This window comes from Novosphingobium sp. (assembly GCF_965228995.1).
Lineage (GTDB): Bacteria > Pseudomonadota > Alphaproteobacteria > Sphingomonadales > Sphingomonadaceae > Novosphingobium.
The window spans coordinates 1,965,390-1,979,980 of sequence record NZ_OZ245852.1 but is presented as its reverse complement, the minus strand read 5'-3'; the positions used below and the strand labels follow the sequence as shown (position 1 = coordinate 1,979,980).

Here is a 14,591-nt window from a genome sequence, read left to right as displayed (position 1 = left end):
GGAGTTGCTGGCCGCTGACGTCGGTGTGTGCCGCTCTGGATTCCCGCCTGCGCGGGAATGACGAGGGGTTTTTGAATACGTATCGTCACGCCCGCTTCGTCACCCCCGCGTAGGCGGGGGGCCAGGGCAGATGGTCGCTGACGTTGGCTTGTGCCGCGCTGGGTTCCCGCCTGCGCGGGAATGACGAGGGGTTTTGACTACGTATCATCAAACCCGCTTCGTCACCCCCGCGTAGGCGGGGGGCCAGGGCAGATGGTCGCTGACGTTGGCTTGTGCCGCGCTGGGTTCCCGCCTGCGCGGGAATGACGAGGGGTTTTTGGGATCACGCGTTTTTAGCGCCGCGCTCTGGGCATCCGGTGCGGGATCAATTGCTGCACGATCGGTGAGCAGAACCTGTCGAGCGAAAGCGTTTCCTGCATCGCCACCACCGGTTCGCCATAGAGCCGGGCGTGGAGAGTCGAGCGGGTGTAGAAGGGCGAATCCTCCCAGGTGCGGCGCACCGTGGCATGGCCGCGATCCGCGCGGGTGACGCGCTCCATCTGCCAGAGCGTGTTGGGCAGCGGTGCTGTCGGCGGCAATTCGGCCTCGTGCGGAATGCCTGCGGAATCGAAGCGCAGCGCGCTCGCGAAGGTGGAGCCATCGCGGCGCTGGCCTTCGTAGAACACCGCCACATCCTTGCCGAGATGCGCGCGCGACCAGTGCCAGACGCGGAAGCCTTCCTCGAGCGACTCAGAGCCGCGGTTGGAATCGAGATAGGCGCTGCCCTGCCAGCTGAGCTCAGGCGCCTTCATCTCGACCGAGATGCGGGCGCGCGGGGCAAGGCAGTGCCACAGGTGCTTGCCGGAAGGATCGAGCGCGAAGGCTTCGGTGTTGAGCATTTCGGGCCAGACCTTGATCTGGCCTGAAACGCGGCGGCGGAACGGGTTCATGATCCGCTTGTCGAGTTCCTCGATGTCGATGATCAGGCAGTCCCCTGCCCAGCGCACCGAGCTTGGGCCGATGGCGAAGTGGTCCGCTTCGGGCCTCACCGCGTGTTCGCCGCGCTCGGTCATCGTCCAGCGCGCCTTGGGGCCATAGAGCGCAACGTTGAGCGCGCAGTGATCGAGTGGATTGCTGCGCCCGGAGCGCTTGAAATAGGGTGAGAACACACTGCCGATAAAGGCGATCAGGGTGAGGCCATGCTGCCCGTCGTCGCTCAGCGCATCGACGTACCACCAGCTGTAGCCGCCCGCAGGGACCGGCGTATCGAAGCGGGGATGCGCATCGCTATCGAGGCTGCCCGGCGCGCGCACGAGGCGGTCGTCCTCACCGCGGCGGAGCAGGGCCCAGGGATCGGGAGCTGGCGGCGCAGGCGGCAGGGCGCCGTTCATCCGCGCGATGCCCTTCCACAGCGGGGGCCATTCCTCCGCCGTTTCGGGGCCGCCTTCCCTGTACCTTAGCGCACCATCCGCGTTGGTCTCGCCTCGCCACATGGCACAATCTCCCTCTCCCCGGATGCGGGGCTTGCACGGATGATTGACGCATTGCTTCGGAATGTCCAATGTAATTGACATATGGATATGTCCAATCGAATGGATTTGCCCCCAAGGGTCGGGCTGAGGGAACGCTGGATCGGCTGGCGCAACCGCCTGTTGACGAACCCGCGCTTCCAGCAGTGGAGCGCGGCCTTTCCCTTGACGCGGCCGATCGTGCGCTCCCGCGCCCGGCGGGCGTTCGATCTGGTGGCCGGGTTTGCCTATGCGCAAGTGCTCACCGCCTGTGTCGAGGGCGGGCTGCTGGACCTCCTTGCGGAAGGGCCGTGCGACACCGCGACGGCCGCGAACCGCGCGCGCCTTGGCCTTGCCGCAACCGAGCGCCTGCTGCGCGCCGCCGCCTCGCTGGGGATTGCCGAGTCGCTCCCGGGCGGGCGTTGGACGCTGGGGATGGATGGCGCGGCGCTGCAGTGCAATCCCGGCGCGCGGGCGATGATCCATCACCATGCGCTGCTGTACAGGGATCTTGCCGATCCGCTGGCGCTGCTGCGCGCGGATCGCAAGGAGCCGACCGCGCTTTCGGAATTCTGGACATATGCGCGGGCCAGCGCGACGGGTGCGGTGCCGCCCGGACGACAGGGCGACGCGGCGAATCAGCCTGCCGCTACGGCCTATTCCGCGCTGATGGCCGCCTCGCAGGCGATGGTCAGCGAGCAGCTGGTCGCCGCCTATAAATTCAACCGCCACAAGGCGATGCTGGATGTTGGCGGGGGCACGGGCGCCTTTGTTCGCGCGGTGGGCATGGCTGCCCCTGCACTGCGACTCGCTCTGTTCGATCTGCCCGATGTCGTTGCCGGGGCGGAGGCGACGCTCGGGCGGGATGCGCTGATTGCGCCGCGCCTGGCGCTGCACAAGGGCAGCTTTCTCCACGATCCGCTGCCGGCAGGGCATGACCTGATCACGCTGGTGCGGATCCTTCACGATCATGACGATGAACCGGCGCTGCGCCTGCTGCGCGCGGTGCGTGCGGCGCTGCCGGCAGGCGGCACGCTGCTGATCGGCGAGCCGATGGCGGGAGCCGCCGGGGGCGGCGCGATGGGCGATGCCTACTTCGGGCTCTACCTCTGGGCGATGGGATCGGGGCGCCCGCGCCGTCCGGCCGAGCTGGGCGCGATGCTGCGCAGCGCGGGATTTTCTAGCTGGCGCGAGCTGCCGACCCACCTGCCGCTGGTCTGCGGTGCGATCGTCGCGCGTGTCTGACCGGGCGAGCCCTGCTTTCGGCGGCACGCTCCACCAAAACGGACCATCGGCGATGCTGCACACCTTGTCGCAGCAGCATGACACACAAAAGTGTAGTGCCGAGTTGACACTTCTTGATGACAATGTAAGCTGACACTCGGAAAGGTCCCCAGGACGAACGGTACGCCGATCGGCAGGGGACTGAGGGGAACGTGGTCGTGGAAGCACTAGCGCTAATCATGGAGGCACCGGAGCAATTGGCTCTCCGCCCCCTCGCGCTCGATGCGCCGACCGGCTCCGACGTGGTGGTCGAAGTCCGCTGGAGCGGCATCAGCACCGGCACCGAAAAGCTTCTCTGGACAGGCAAAATGCCCATGTTTCCGGGCATGGGTTACCCGCTCGTGCCGGGCTACGAATCGGTCGGGCGCGTGATCGATGCCGGCCGCGATGCCTGGGCGCGAATCGGTGACTGGGTGTTCGTGCCCGGCGCGAGCTGCTTCCGCGATGCGCGCGGCTTGTTCGGCGGCTCGGCTCGCCGCCTTGTCCTGCCATCGACCCGCGCGCTGACCATCGACGAGTCGCTGCAGGCTGACGGCGTGCTCTTCGCCCTCGCCGCAACGGCGCTTCATGCACTCGATGGCGGCACCCTGCCCGATCTCATTGTCGGCCACGGTGTGCTGGGCCGCCTGCTTGCCCGGATCACGATCGCGCTTGGTGCGCCGGCGCCCACGGTGTGGGAAACCGATCCGCTGCGCACCGCCGGTGCGGTTGGCTACACGGTGGTGACGCCCGAAGCCGATCCGCGCCGCGACTACCGCTCGATCTGCGATGCGAGTGGCGATTCGAACATTCTCGACACGCTGCTTGGCCGCCTTGCGCGCGGCGGGGAAATCAACCTGGCGGGCTTTTACGCCGAGCGCCTGAACTTCGCCTTCCCGGTGGCCTTCCGCGCCGAGGCACGCATCCGCGTCGCCGCGGAATGGAGCCCCGGCGACCTCGACCGGACACTGGGGCTCATCCGCGACGGGCGGCTTGAGCTGGGCGGCCTCGTCACCGACGTGCGCCCCGCGAGCGAGGCAGCGGAAGCCTATCCTGCGGCCTTCACGGACCGCAACTGCCTGAAAATGGTTCTCGATTGGAGCAATTGCGCATGACGACTCTTGAAGCATCTGCTGTTGGAGTTTCTGGGCGCGTTCAGGCCCTTCGCGACGAAGCAGCGATCGAACCTGACGCGATCGTGCCGACCGAAGTGACCAAGGAAACGCAGATCATCGCGATCTACGGCAAGGGCGGCTCGGGCAAGAGCTTCGCGCTGTCCAACCTCAGCTACATGATGGCGCAGCAAGGCAAGCGCGTGCTGCTGATCGGCTGCGATCCCAAGTCCGATACAACCTCGCTGCTGTTCGGCGGCAAGAGCTGCCCGACGATCATCGAGACATCCTCGCGCAAGAAGCTGGCGGGCGAGGAAGTGAAGATCGAGGACGTGTGCTTCCAGCGCGACGGCGTCTTCGCGATGGAGCTCGGCGGGCCCGAAGTGGGCCGCGGCTGCGGCGGACGCGGCATCATCCACGGTTTCGAACTGCTCGAGAAGCTGGGCTTCCACGAGTGGGGCTTCGATTACGTGCTGCTCGATTTCCTCGGCGACGTTGTCTGCGGCGGCTTCGGCCTGCCGATCGCGCGCGACATGTGCCAGAAGGTCATCGTCGTCGGCTCGAACGACCTCCAGTCACTCTACGTTGCCAACAACGTCTGCAAGGCGGTCGAATACTTCCGCTCGATGGGCGGCAATGTCGGCGTCGCGGGCATGATCATCAACAAGGACGATGGCACGGGCGAGGCGAAGGCCTTTGCCGAGGCGGTCGATATCCCGGTGCTCTGCGCGATCCCGGCGGACGAGGATATTCGCCGCAAATCAGCGAATTACCAGATCATCGGCCGGCCCGATACGCAGTGGGGCGGCCTGTTCGAGGAGCTGGCGGAGAATGTCGCCACTGCCCCGCCGCGCCGGCCCAAGCCGCTCGACCAGGACGGCCTGCTCGGCCTGTTCTCGCCCGAGGAAACCGGCGGCAGCGTGACGCTGCTGCCTGCCACCCAGGCCGACATGCGCGGTGGCAGCTTCGAACCCAAGGCTTCGCTGGAGATCATCTACGATGACATCTGACGCCCGCCCTCCTGTTGACCGGATCGACGCCGTGCCGGACGCGCTTGTGCCCGCTGGCGAAGGTGGCGGCTGCCACGGCGGCGCGGATCGGATGCGCGAAGCAGCGCGCAGCGCGGGCAAGAGCGAAGTGCTGGATCGCTATGCCGCCGACTATCCGGTCGGCCCGCATGACCAGCCCCAATCGATGTGCCCGGCGTTCGGATCGCTGCGCGTGGGCCTCAGAATGCGTCGCACCGCCAGCGTGCTCTCGGGCTCGGCCTGCTGTGTTTATGGCCTGACCTTCACCTCGCACTTCTACGGCGCGCGGCGCAGCGTGGGCTATGTTCCGTTCAATTCGGAAACGCTCGTCACGGGCAAGCTCTTCGAAGACATCAAGGAAGCGGTCGAGAACCTCGCGGATCCGGCGCTTTACGACGCGATTGTCGTCACCAACCTGTGCGTGCCCACGGCAAGCGGCGTGCCGCTGCGCCTGCTGGGCAAGGAAGTAAACGGCGTCCGGATCATCGGGATCGATGTTCCGGGCTTTGGCATCCCGACCCATGCCGAAGCCAAGGACGTGCTCGCCGGTGCCATGCTCGCCTACGCCCGCAGCGAGGCTGAAGCAGGCCCGGTGAGCGCGCCCCAGACCCGGCCCGACAAGCCAACCGTTACCCTTCTCGGCGAAATGTTCCCGGTCGATCCGATGGGCATTGCCCAGATGCTCGAACCGATGGGCCTGGCTGCCGGGCCAGTGGTGCCGACGCGCGAATGGCGCGAGCTTTATGCCGCGCTCGATTGCGCGGTGGTCGCCGCGATCCACCCCTTCTACACAGCCAGCGTGCGCGAATTCGAAGCGGCAGGCCGTACGGTCGTCGGCTCTGCGCCGGTGGGCCGCGATGGCACGGCGGCCTGGCTTGCCGCCATCGGCGATGCTTGCGGGATCAAGGCCGATCTGGTTGCTGCCGCGCAAAACCGCATCCTGCCCGCGATCAGCGGCGCACTTGCCGCCCGCCCGATCAAGGGCCGGATCACCGTTTCGGGCTACGAAGGCTCCGAACTGCTGGTGGCGCGACTGCTTGTCGAGAGCGGCGCCGATGTCCGCTATGTCGGCACGGCCTGCCCTCGCACTGTCTGGTCCGATCCGGACCGCGAATGGCTGCAGGCCCGGGGCATCAAGGTGCAATACCGCGCCAGCCTCGAGCAGGACATTGCCGCGGTCGAGGAATTCCGCCCCGATCTCGCCATCGGCACGACGCCGGTGGTCCAGCACGCCAAGCAGATGGCGATCCCGGCGCTCTACTTCACCAACCTCATCTCGGCCCGGCCGCTGATGGGCCCGGCGGGCGCCGGCAGCCTCGCCATGGTGGTCAACACCGCCATTGCCGGCAAGGCGCGCTTCGACCGTATGGCCGCCTTCTTCGAAGGTGTCGGCACCGGCCACACCACCGGCGTCTGGGAAGATACTCCGCAGGACCGCCCGAGCTTCAAGAAGAAGTACGCCGCGCTCAACGAGGCTGCCCGCAAGGCGGCCGAGGCGGTGGGCTCATGATCCTCTGCATCTCATACGGCGGCCAGCGGCTCGCCATCACTGTCCAGCCCTCGCGGCAGCCGTCGAGCCCGCCCTCTGACCAAACGTCGGCGCTGCTGTTCGGCCATAGCTTGGTCAAGGCGCTGGGCCAGTCTTTGGGCCAGACTCTCGGAGGGTGCGCATGACCCTCATCATCGATCATGATCGGGCCGGCGGCTATTGGGGCGCGGTCTATGTCTTCACTGCGGTGAAGGGCCTGCAGGTCATCATCGATGGCCCGGTGGGCTGCGAGAACCTGCCGGTCACCTCGGTGCTCCATTACACCGACGGCCTGCCGCCGCACGAACTGCCCATTGTCGTGACGGGCCTGGGCGAGGAAGAGCTCGGCAAGACCGGCACTGAAGCGGCCATGCGCCGTGCCTGGAAGACGCTCGATCCCGATCTGCCAGCCGTGGTCGTCACCGGCTCGATCGCCGAGATGATCGGCGGCGGCGTGACGCCGGGCGGGACCAACATCAAGCGTTTCCTGCCCCGCACGATCGACGAGGATCAGTGGCAATCGGCCGACCGCGCGCTGAGCTGGCTGTGGACCGAGTTCGGCCCCAAGGCGATGCCCGCCCCCAAGGCCCGAAAGGAAGGCGACAAGCCCCGCGTCAACATCATCGGCCCGGCCTATGGCATGTTCAACATGGCCTCGGATCTCGCCGAAGTGCGCCGCCTGATCGAAGGCATCGGCGCCGAGGTCAACGTGGTGTTCCCGCTGGGCTGCCACCTTGCGGATATCCGCAAGCTGGCGGATGCGGATGCCAACGTCTGCCTTTACCGCGAATTTGGCCGCAACTTGTGCGAAGTGCTCGAGCGGCCCTATTTCCAGGCGCCGGTCGGCCTCACTTCGACCACCCGCTTCCTCGAAGCGCTGGGCGCATCGCTCGGGCTTGATCCCGAGCCGTTCATCACGCGCGAGAAGCACACCACGATCAAGCCGCTGTGGGATCTGTGGCGCTCTGTCACGCAGGACTTCTTCGGCACGGCGAGCTTCGGCATCGTTGCGAACGAGACCTACACCCGCGGGATCCGCCATTTCCTTGAAGAAGACATGGGCCTTCCTTGCGCCTTCGCGTTTTCGCGCAGCGCGGGCGTGAAGCCGAAGAACGAGGATGTGCGCGATGCCATCCGCGCCGGCGCGCCGATGGTCGTGTTCGGCAGCTATAACGAGCGGATGTACCTCGCCGAATGCGGCGCGCGCAGCATCTACATTCCCGCAAGCTTCCCGGGTGCGGCTATCCGCCGCCACATCGGCACGCCCTTCATGGGCTATTCGGGGGCGACTTACCTGATCCAGGAAGTGTGCAACGCGCTGTTTGACGCGCTGTTCCACATCCTCCCGCTGGCCACCCAGCTCGATGCCGTGCCCGCCACACCGGCGCGTGCACACCGCGAGCTGCCGTGGAGCGATGACGCCAAGGCCCGCCTCGACGAACTGGTCGAAGCACAGCCGGTGCTCATCCGCATCTCCTTTGCCAAGCGCCTGCGCGATGCGGCCGAAGCCGCTGCGCGCCGTGAGGGCGAAAGCATCGTCAGCCCCGACCGGCTGGCAGATGCGCTGCTTGGCAGTGCCGCACCATGAGCGGCGCGAACGAAATGACCCGCAGAACCGCGGGCAACCCCATTCCATCGGTTTCGGCCGGTGGGATATCGCCGGGGGGCGATCGCCGCCTCTCGCTTTGCACGTCAATACTGGAGATGCAGAAATGAGCGATGATCGCCTTGGGCTCAGGACCTACCTGACCCCCGAAGAAGCCAAGGAATTCCACAAGCTGTTCATGAGCAGCTTCCTCGGCTTCACCGCTGTGGCCGTGGTTGCCCACGCGCTTGTGTGGTCGTGGCGTCCCTGGATTTCGTAAGAAATCCACCGTCACTTCAATCACGTTTGGCCACAACGGCCACCCGGCCTTTTTGGCCGAACCTGAATACCGCGCCCAGGTGGCGCATTCACAAGGACAATGACCATGTGGAGAGTCTGGCTTATTTTCGATCCGCGCAGGGCCCTCGTGGCACTTGCTGCCTTCCTGTTTGTGCTGGCAATTGTGATTCACTTCATCCTGCTCAGCACGCCCCGCTTCAACTGGCTCGACGGCCCGCACACTGCGGCCCCGGCAGCCGCAGCCGCTGGCGCGGCCGCACCCTGACCACCTGCAAGGCAAGAGGCGGCACCCCACCATTTTAACATGGTGGGCCCTGCCGCCTCCGGCACTGCCGGGGGGAACCGGTTGATTTTGACCATTTACTTGTGCCCGCCAGGCTTGGGCGGGGGAGGATAGAGCTATGGCGCTCCTCAGTTTCGAGCGAAAGTATCGCGTGCGCGGAGGCACGTTGATCGGCGGGGACCTTTTCGATTTTTGGGTCGGCCCGTTCTATGTCGGTTTCTTCGGAGTGATGACGGCGATCTTCGCCTCGCTCGGAACAGCCCTGATCCTCTACTGTGCCTCGCAAGGTGGCACATGGAATCCATGGCTGATCTCGATCGCTCCGCCGGACCTCAAATATGGCCTGGGCTTTGCCCCGCTGCGTGAAGGCGGGTTCTGGCAGGTGATCACGGTCTGCGCGATCGTCTCGTTCACATCGTGGGCACTGCGTGAGGTGGAAATCTGCCGCAAGCTTGGCATGGGCTACCATGTCCCGGTTGCGTTCGGGTTCGCCATCTTCGCCTACGTCTCGCTGGTGGTGATCCGTCCGGTGCTGCTGGGTGCATGGCACTTCGGCTTCCCCTACGGGATCTTCAGCCACCTCGATTGGGTGTCGAACACCGGGTACCAGTACCTGCACTTCCACTACAATCCGGCGCACATGCTGGCGGTGTCGTTCTTCTTCACCACCACCCTGGCGCTCGCATTGCACGGCGCGCTGGTGCTTTCAGCGGTCAATCCCAAAGAGGGCGAGACCGTCAAGACGCCGGAATATGAAGACACTTTCTTCCGCGATCTGATCGGTTACTCGATCGGTACCCTGGGCATCCACCGCCTGGGCCTGCTGCTGGCGCTCAACGCCGGCTTCTGGAGCGCGATCTGCATCATCATCAGCGGCCCGCTGTGGACCCGCGGATGGCCCGAATGGTGGAACTGGTGGCTCAATCTGCCGATCTGGTCGTGAAGGAGGACTAGCCATGGCTTACCAGAATATCTTCACCCAGGTTCAGCTCAGCCATGCCCCGGAAATGGGCATCGGGATGAAACCCGGCAGTGATCCGCGCGGCACCGCCGTAGGGTTCAACCACCTCTTCGGCCGCTTTGGCCAGGCCCAGCTCGGCCCGATCTACCTTGGATGGACAGGGCTCCTCGCCCTCCTGTGCGGGTTCATCGCGTTCGAGATCATCGGGCTCAACATGATGGCTTCGGTCAACTGGAATCCGATCCAGTTCGTCCGGCTGCTGCCCTGGCTCAGCCTCGAGCCGCCGGGGCCGGAGTACGGCTTCTCGCCGATCGTTCCGCTCGCCAAGGGCGGCTGGTGGATCCTCGCCGGCATGTTCCTGACGCTCTCGGTACTGCTGTGGGCGATCCGGACTTACCGCCGGGCCCGCGCACTCGGCATGGGCACCCACGTGTTCTGGGCGTTCATGTCGGCAATCTGGCTGTTCCTCGTGCTTGGCTTCATCCGGCCCGCCTTCATGGGCAGCTGGTCAGAAGCGGTGCCCTTCGGCATCTTCCCACATCTCGATTGGACTGCTGCGTTTTCGATCCGCTATGGCAACCTGTTCTATAACCCGTTCCACGCCCTTTCGATCGCCTTCCTCTACGGCTCGACGCTGCTCTTTGCGATGCACGGCGCGACGATCCTGGCGGTTGGCCGGTATGGCGGTGAACGCGAGATCGAACAGATCACCGATCGCGGTACTGCATCGGAGCGCGCTGCCCTGTTCTGGCGCTGGACCATGGGCTTCAACGCCACGATGGAATCGATTCACCGCTGGGCCTGGTGGTTCGCCGTGCTGACCACGCTGACCGGCGGCATCGGCATCCTCCTCACCGGCACCGTTGTCGACAACTGGTACCTGTGGGCACAACAGCACCACTACGCGCCGGCTTACCCTTCCACGGGGGTCATCGACCCGGCATTGGGGAGCAAGTGACCATGAAACCGAACCTCATGCTGCGCATCGGCGCGGTGGTCATCGGAGCAGCGCTGCTCAGCGCCTGCCAGGTGGGGACCAAGTCCGCCAAGCAATACGGCTATCGCGGCACCGGCATGGATCAGATCACGCTCGCTGCGGCGAACAAGAAGATCGATCCGATCAATGTCGTGCCGCCGCCGCCCTACGATCCGCCCAAGCCGGGTGGCCGTCCTGCCAAGGAAGCCTACCAGAACGTGCAGGTTCTGGGTGACATCTCGGAGGACGAGTTCAGCTACACGATGGCCGCGATTACGCAGTGGATCGCACCGGAGCAAGGCTGCAACTATTGCCACAACCCGGCAAACATGGCCTCGGACGAACTCTACACCAAGAAGGTCGCGCGGCGGATGCTGCAGATGACCCGGAACATCAACACGAACTGGACACAGCACGTGAAGATGACCGGCGTTACCTGCTACACCTGCCACCGCGGCAAGGCGGTGCCGACCGAGAACTGGGCACTGCCGGCCAAGGGCAATCCGGACACGATCCTCGGCAATCGGCACGGCCAGGATAACCCGGTGATCGCAACGGCCTATTCGTCGCTGCCCAACGCAGCTTTCGCCAAGTACCTGCTGAATGCGAACTCCAGCAACATCCGGGTCCAGTCGACCTACAGCCATCCCTCGCGGCTCGACAAGACTTCGGTCATGGAGACGGAGGGCACTTACAGTCTGATGATGCACACCTCGACGGCGCTGGGCGTGAACTGCACGTTCTGCCACAACACCGACTCGTTCCAGGCCTGGAACAGGAGCACACCCAAGCGTGTCACCGCCTGGTATGGCTACCGGATGGTGCGCAACATCAACGGTGAATACATCGGCTCGCTTGCCGGCGTGTTCCCCAAGCACCGCCTCGGCCCGCAGGGTGATCCGCTCAAGGTGAATTGCACGACCTGCCACCGCGGCATCAACAAGCCTCTCGGCGGTGTCTCGATGGTCAAGGACTACCCGGCCCTGCGGCCGAGCGCTCCGATGATCACCGCAGCAGCAGCGCCTGCCCCGGCAGCTCCGGCTGCAGCGGCAACCAAGATGCCCTGACCCCGGTCAGGCAACAGAACACCCCCGCGCACGCAACCGGCGCGGAACACCTGCCCCTGCGATCCCATGCGGATCGCGGGGGTTTTCTTTTGGGCAGTGCGCGCGCTTGCCCCTTGCGTTTGCCCGCCTGGCATGAGGCAGGACGCCGAAGGGCACAGCTCAGGACTTGAGACGCAACACATAAATGTTGCCATCGCCGCTGACCCAGGCCCGCCGTCCATCGGGTGTGAAGCCCATGGCGCAAGCGCTTGACCACGGATTCCTGATCGTTTGCAGGATGCGCCCGTCCTCCATGGAGATCAGCGCCGTGTTGGCCCCGCCACTGCCCGCCAGACGCGGCAAAGTGATCAAAGCATAACGACCGTCCGGGCTGATTGCCGGAGGATCAGGGTTTGAGAAAGCCGTGGCCGTTCCGGTGATCCGCCACTGCACGGCACCGGTGGACAGCGATTTCAATTCAGCGACAACACCCGTCTGCGGAGCAGGCGGAGGACATTCGGGATTGTGTTCACAGATCGGGCCATTTGCGCTCAGTGCGCGAGCGATCAGCAAGGCCGAGCCATCGGGCATGATCGCAGCTTCGGCAACAACATCCGGTTCACCACCCAGCGCGATCGGGCGAAGCGGCTGACCCTGCTTCCATTCAAACCAGCCGATGTTGCCAAGGCGCAAGACGGCATGCACGTCTCCGTCTGTGGTCTGCCGCACAACCAGCTTCATGACGCGCTGCAAGAAGCCGCGCTCATCCTTCGGCGGAAACGGGATCGCCTGCAGAACCCGACCATGGATGGCATCGACGATTGCAAGGGTCGGCGCCGGGTCTTCGCGGGGAGGCCTGTAATATTCGCCCTTGGTCCCGAACTCGGCAATCGCCATGCCGGCATGACCGACCCACGCAATACCATCGAGGGGGCCCGCCGCATGCACGAGAGTCGGTAAGCTGCGAGCCTTGCCGTCTAGCCTGTACCGCACGGGTTCGAGTGGCGAAGTGGCAAATCCATGGCTGTCTGTCTTCTGGCGCACCGACAACAGTTCGCGGCTGTTCTCAAGCCATGCCAGGGTGCTGGCATTATCAAGGAAGCCGATGGCGGCGATGCCGTATCTGCTCGCGACCTGCACGCTTGCGCGATCGACAAGCCGGGCGAGGGAAAGACCCTCGATGCCGTCGTAGGCGGCAATGCTGCGCCCATCTGGCGAAAGCAGCGGCGGTGTTCGGGTGTAACTCGTCGGTGGGAGCCGCCCCAGATATGCCGCCTCGCATGTGAGGGGTCCGCCGCCCTTGATCGTTCCACAGGCGCGGTTGTCGTAGCTGCGTGGCGCCGGGGCGCCATCATCGGCATCGCCTTCCGCCTTTGCGGCTGCGCGCAGCCCTTCGCGGGGTGTTTCGGCCACCGCCGTGCTGGCGCAAATCACCAGCGATACGAGGACAACAGGGCTCAATTGGCGGGGCATTTCATGCATATCTGCCAGAATTGATGACAGTAGTCTTAATGCCGACTTGGGAAACGGATCACTCGCCGTGAAGAGAGCATTCGGTGATCCATTCTGGAGGCAGAACGTTGACTGCGACGTTCGGCGGTATGCGATAGAAATTCATAGTCCTATAGCTCCATCCATAAGGCTCGCAGCGCTTCAGAACGGCGGCATGCAGAAAGAATTGTAAGTCGGCCGGGGCTTTACGCACTGAAGTTAGGAATGCGTGCTGGATCTGTCGCTCGGCACCGAATTGGCTCACCGCTCGAGATCGCAAGTGATCGGCGTAAGCTCCAACTGTCAGCAGCGAACCCAAAAGTCCGACTGTAAGGAATACGGGCACACGAAAGAGCGAAACGCGATCGGGTAAGAGGAAGCCAAGCGCTCCCACGGCAAAGCACGCGAGCACGATCAAACGCCAGTAAGGCGCACTCAGCCTATCGGACCAGATCACTGCAAGAGATACCGGCTTCAGGATGTCGCTGAATACGACGTCTGCGATCAGTAGGTATGTGAGGCATCCAAGAGCAATGGTTCTGATCATAGGCAGCTGATTGGCCTTCGAACGCCTGTTGGTCTGGCCTCAGGATTTATCAGCCTGAGCCTCTCTATAAATGCAGCCCTGCCTTGTCAGGCTATTTCAGTTCCAGTTTCGATCTATTCGTTGAAGAAGCCACGGTGTTTAGTTGCATGCGCGGCACACATGAGACTTACAGCCCCCGCCCACGCCGCAGCAGATCCGCCAGATGCACCGGGAACGAGGCCGCCAGAGCAAGGCCGATCCACGGCCAGCCTGCGCCAACCAGCGCCGCGCGCAAGGCCAGCATCATGCAGGCGCCGGGGAGCAGGAGCAGTGCGACATCGATGGCGTGGCGGCCGGCGCGCAGGAGGATCAGGGCCTCCACCGCCAGCACGGCGAGCACGAGATCGGCGGCGTGGCCGCTGGCGAAGAAGGCAGTGAGATCAGGCATCGAGCGGATAGGTTGTGCTGTGGCCCTTCGACAAGCTCAGGGCGAGCGGGTTTGGGGGTATGCCCATCTCTAGCCGAACGGCCCGTTGAGCTGGATCACCTGCCAGTTGAGCGCGCCAGCGACCGTCACCCACGCGAGATAGGGCAGCAGCAGCAGCGCCGCGATGCGGGAATGGCGGGCGCAGGCCACGATCAGGATGAGGATCGAGAACCACAGCATCGCCAGTTCGACAAAGGCCCAGTCCGGGCGGCGCAGCTGGAAGAACAGCACGGTCCACATCACGTTGAGCGCGCCGTTGAGCGCAAAGAGGCCGATCAGGGTATCGGCGGAGCGGCTGTCCGGCGCGGCCCGCCACGCGTTGACGCCGGAGGCGGCGATGAACGTGAAGACGACTGTCCAGATCATGCCGAACGCGGGCGGCGGCGGGTTCCAGCTCGGCAGGCGCAGGGACTGATACCAGCCGGTCGTATCGGTCATCGTGCCGCCGACCCCGGCAACCACGATCGCCGCAATCGCGGCAATGGCAATCGGCAGGCCCCAGGGCCGATCAGCCATCT

15 protein-coding genes are annotated in these 14,591 nt (G+C 64.8%); 10 read left to right on the top strand and 5 right to left on the bottom strand.

Annotation, left to right across the window (positions count from 1 at the left end; translation table 11 throughout):
- Positions 1-332 precede the first annotated feature (332 nt).
- Positions 333-1,472: a hypothetical protein gene (locus ACO056_RS09330; protein ID WP_421855064.1), complete on the bottom strand. Its 1,140-nt coding sequence runs from the start codon at positions 1,470-1,472 to the stop codon at positions 333-335.
- A 99-nt stretch (positions 1,473-1,571) separates the two neighbouring features.
- Between ACO056_RS09330 and ACO056_RS09325 the strand changes: the two genes are divergently transcribed.
- From ACO056_RS09325 to pufC, 10 genes are all read left to right on the top strand, one after another.
- Complete coding sequence (locus ACO056_RS09325) at positions 1,572-2,732, top strand: methyltransferase (RefSeq protein ID WP_421855061.1); 1,161 nt, start codon at positions 1,572-1,574, stop codon at positions 2,730-2,732.
- A gap of 197 nt (positions 2,733-2,929) precedes the next feature.
- Positions 2,930-3,865, top strand: coding sequence for a chlorophyll synthesis pathway protein BchC (bchC, locus tag ACO056_RS09320; protein WP_421855058.1), 936 nt, complete (start codon positions 2,930-2,932; stop codon positions 3,863-3,865).
- Complete coding sequence (locus ACO056_RS09315) at positions 3,862-4,872, top strand: chlorophyllide a reductase iron protein subunit X (protein WP_421855055.1); 1,011 nt, start codon at positions 3,862-3,864, stop codon at positions 4,870-4,872. Before bchC ends, ACO056_RS09315 begins: the two co-directional genes overlap by 4 nt.
- Positions 4,862-6,400 carry a chlorophyllide a reductase subunit Y gene (bchY, locus tag ACO056_RS09310; RefSeq protein ID WP_421855052.1) on the top strand — a complete coding sequence of 513 codons (1,539 nt, stop codon included), beginning with the start codon at positions 4,862-4,864 and terminating at the stop codon, positions 6,398-6,400. The genes ACO056_RS09315 and bchY overlap by 11 nt, the downstream gene beginning before the upstream one ends.
- Positions 6,401-6,560: 160 nt before the next feature.
- On the top strand, positions 6,561-8,006 hold the full coding sequence (gene bchZ, locus ACO056_RS09305) for a chlorophyllide a reductase subunit Z (RefSeq protein ID WP_421855049.1): 1,446 nt from the start codon (positions 6,561-6,563) through the stop codon (positions 8,004-8,006).
- Positions 8,007-8,130: 124 nt separating this feature from the next.
- Positions 8,131-8,283 carry a light-harvesting antenna LH1, beta subunit gene (pufB, locus tag ACO056_RS09300; protein ID WP_072383985.1) on the top strand — a complete coding sequence of 51 codons (153 nt, stop codon included), beginning with the start codon at positions 8,131-8,133 and terminating at the stop codon, positions 8,281-8,283.
- A 105-nt stretch (positions 8,284-8,388) separates the two neighbouring features.
- Complete coding sequence (gene pufA / locus ACO056_RS09295; protein WP_298171240.1) at positions 8,389-8,568, top strand: light-harvesting antenna LH1, alpha subunit; 180 nt, start codon at positions 8,389-8,391, stop codon at positions 8,566-8,568.
- A 136-nt stretch (positions 8,569-8,704) separates the two neighbouring features.
- Positions 8,705-9,529, top strand: coding sequence for a photosynthetic reaction center subunit L (pufL, locus tag ACO056_RS09290; RefSeq protein ID WP_421855046.1), 825 nt, complete (start codon positions 8,705-8,707; stop codon positions 9,527-9,529).
- Between the two features lie 13 nt (positions 9,530-9,542).
- Complete coding sequence (gene pufM, locus ACO056_RS09285) at positions 9,543-10,505, top strand: photosynthetic reaction center subunit M (protein ID WP_421855043.1); 963 nt, start codon at positions 9,543-9,545, stop codon at positions 10,503-10,505.
- Positions 10,506-10,507: 2 nt separating this feature from the next.
- The gene (gene pufC / locus ACO056_RS09280) at positions 10,508-11,590 is read left to right on the top strand and encodes a photosynthetic reaction center cytochrome PufC (RefSeq protein ID WP_421855040.1); all 1,083 of its coding nucleotides are present in this window, start codon (positions 10,508-10,510) and stop codon (positions 11,588-11,590) included.
- Positions 11,591-11,749: 159 nt separating this feature from the next.
- On the opposite strand, the gene ACO056_RS09275 is transcribed toward pufC, so the two are convergent.
- The 4 genes from ACO056_RS09275 to ACO056_RS09260 form a co-directional block, all read right to left on the bottom strand.
- Positions 11,750-13,030, bottom strand: coding sequence for a YncE family protein (locus ACO056_RS09275; RefSeq protein ID WP_421855037.1), 1,281 nt, complete (start codon positions 13,028-13,030; stop codon positions 11,750-11,752).
- A 70-nt stretch (positions 13,031-13,100) separates the two neighbouring features.
- On the bottom strand, positions 13,101-13,607 hold the full coding sequence (locus ACO056_RS09270) for a hypothetical protein (RefSeq protein ID WP_421855034.1): 507 nt from the start codon (positions 13,605-13,607) through the stop codon (positions 13,101-13,103).
- A 166-nt stretch (positions 13,608-13,773) separates the two neighbouring features.
- Complete coding sequence (locus ACO056_RS09265) at positions 13,774-14,034, bottom strand: hypothetical protein (RefSeq protein WP_421855031.1); 261 nt, start codon at positions 14,032-14,034, stop codon at positions 13,774-13,776.
- A 69-nt stretch (positions 14,035-14,103) separates the two neighbouring features.
- A complete protein-coding gene (locus ACO056_RS09260; RefSeq protein ID WP_421855029.1) occupies positions 14,104-14,589 on the bottom strand; it encodes a TspO/MBR family protein in 486 nt (161 codons plus the stop codon).
- Between the last annotated feature and the right edge of the window lie 2 nt (positions 14,590-14,591).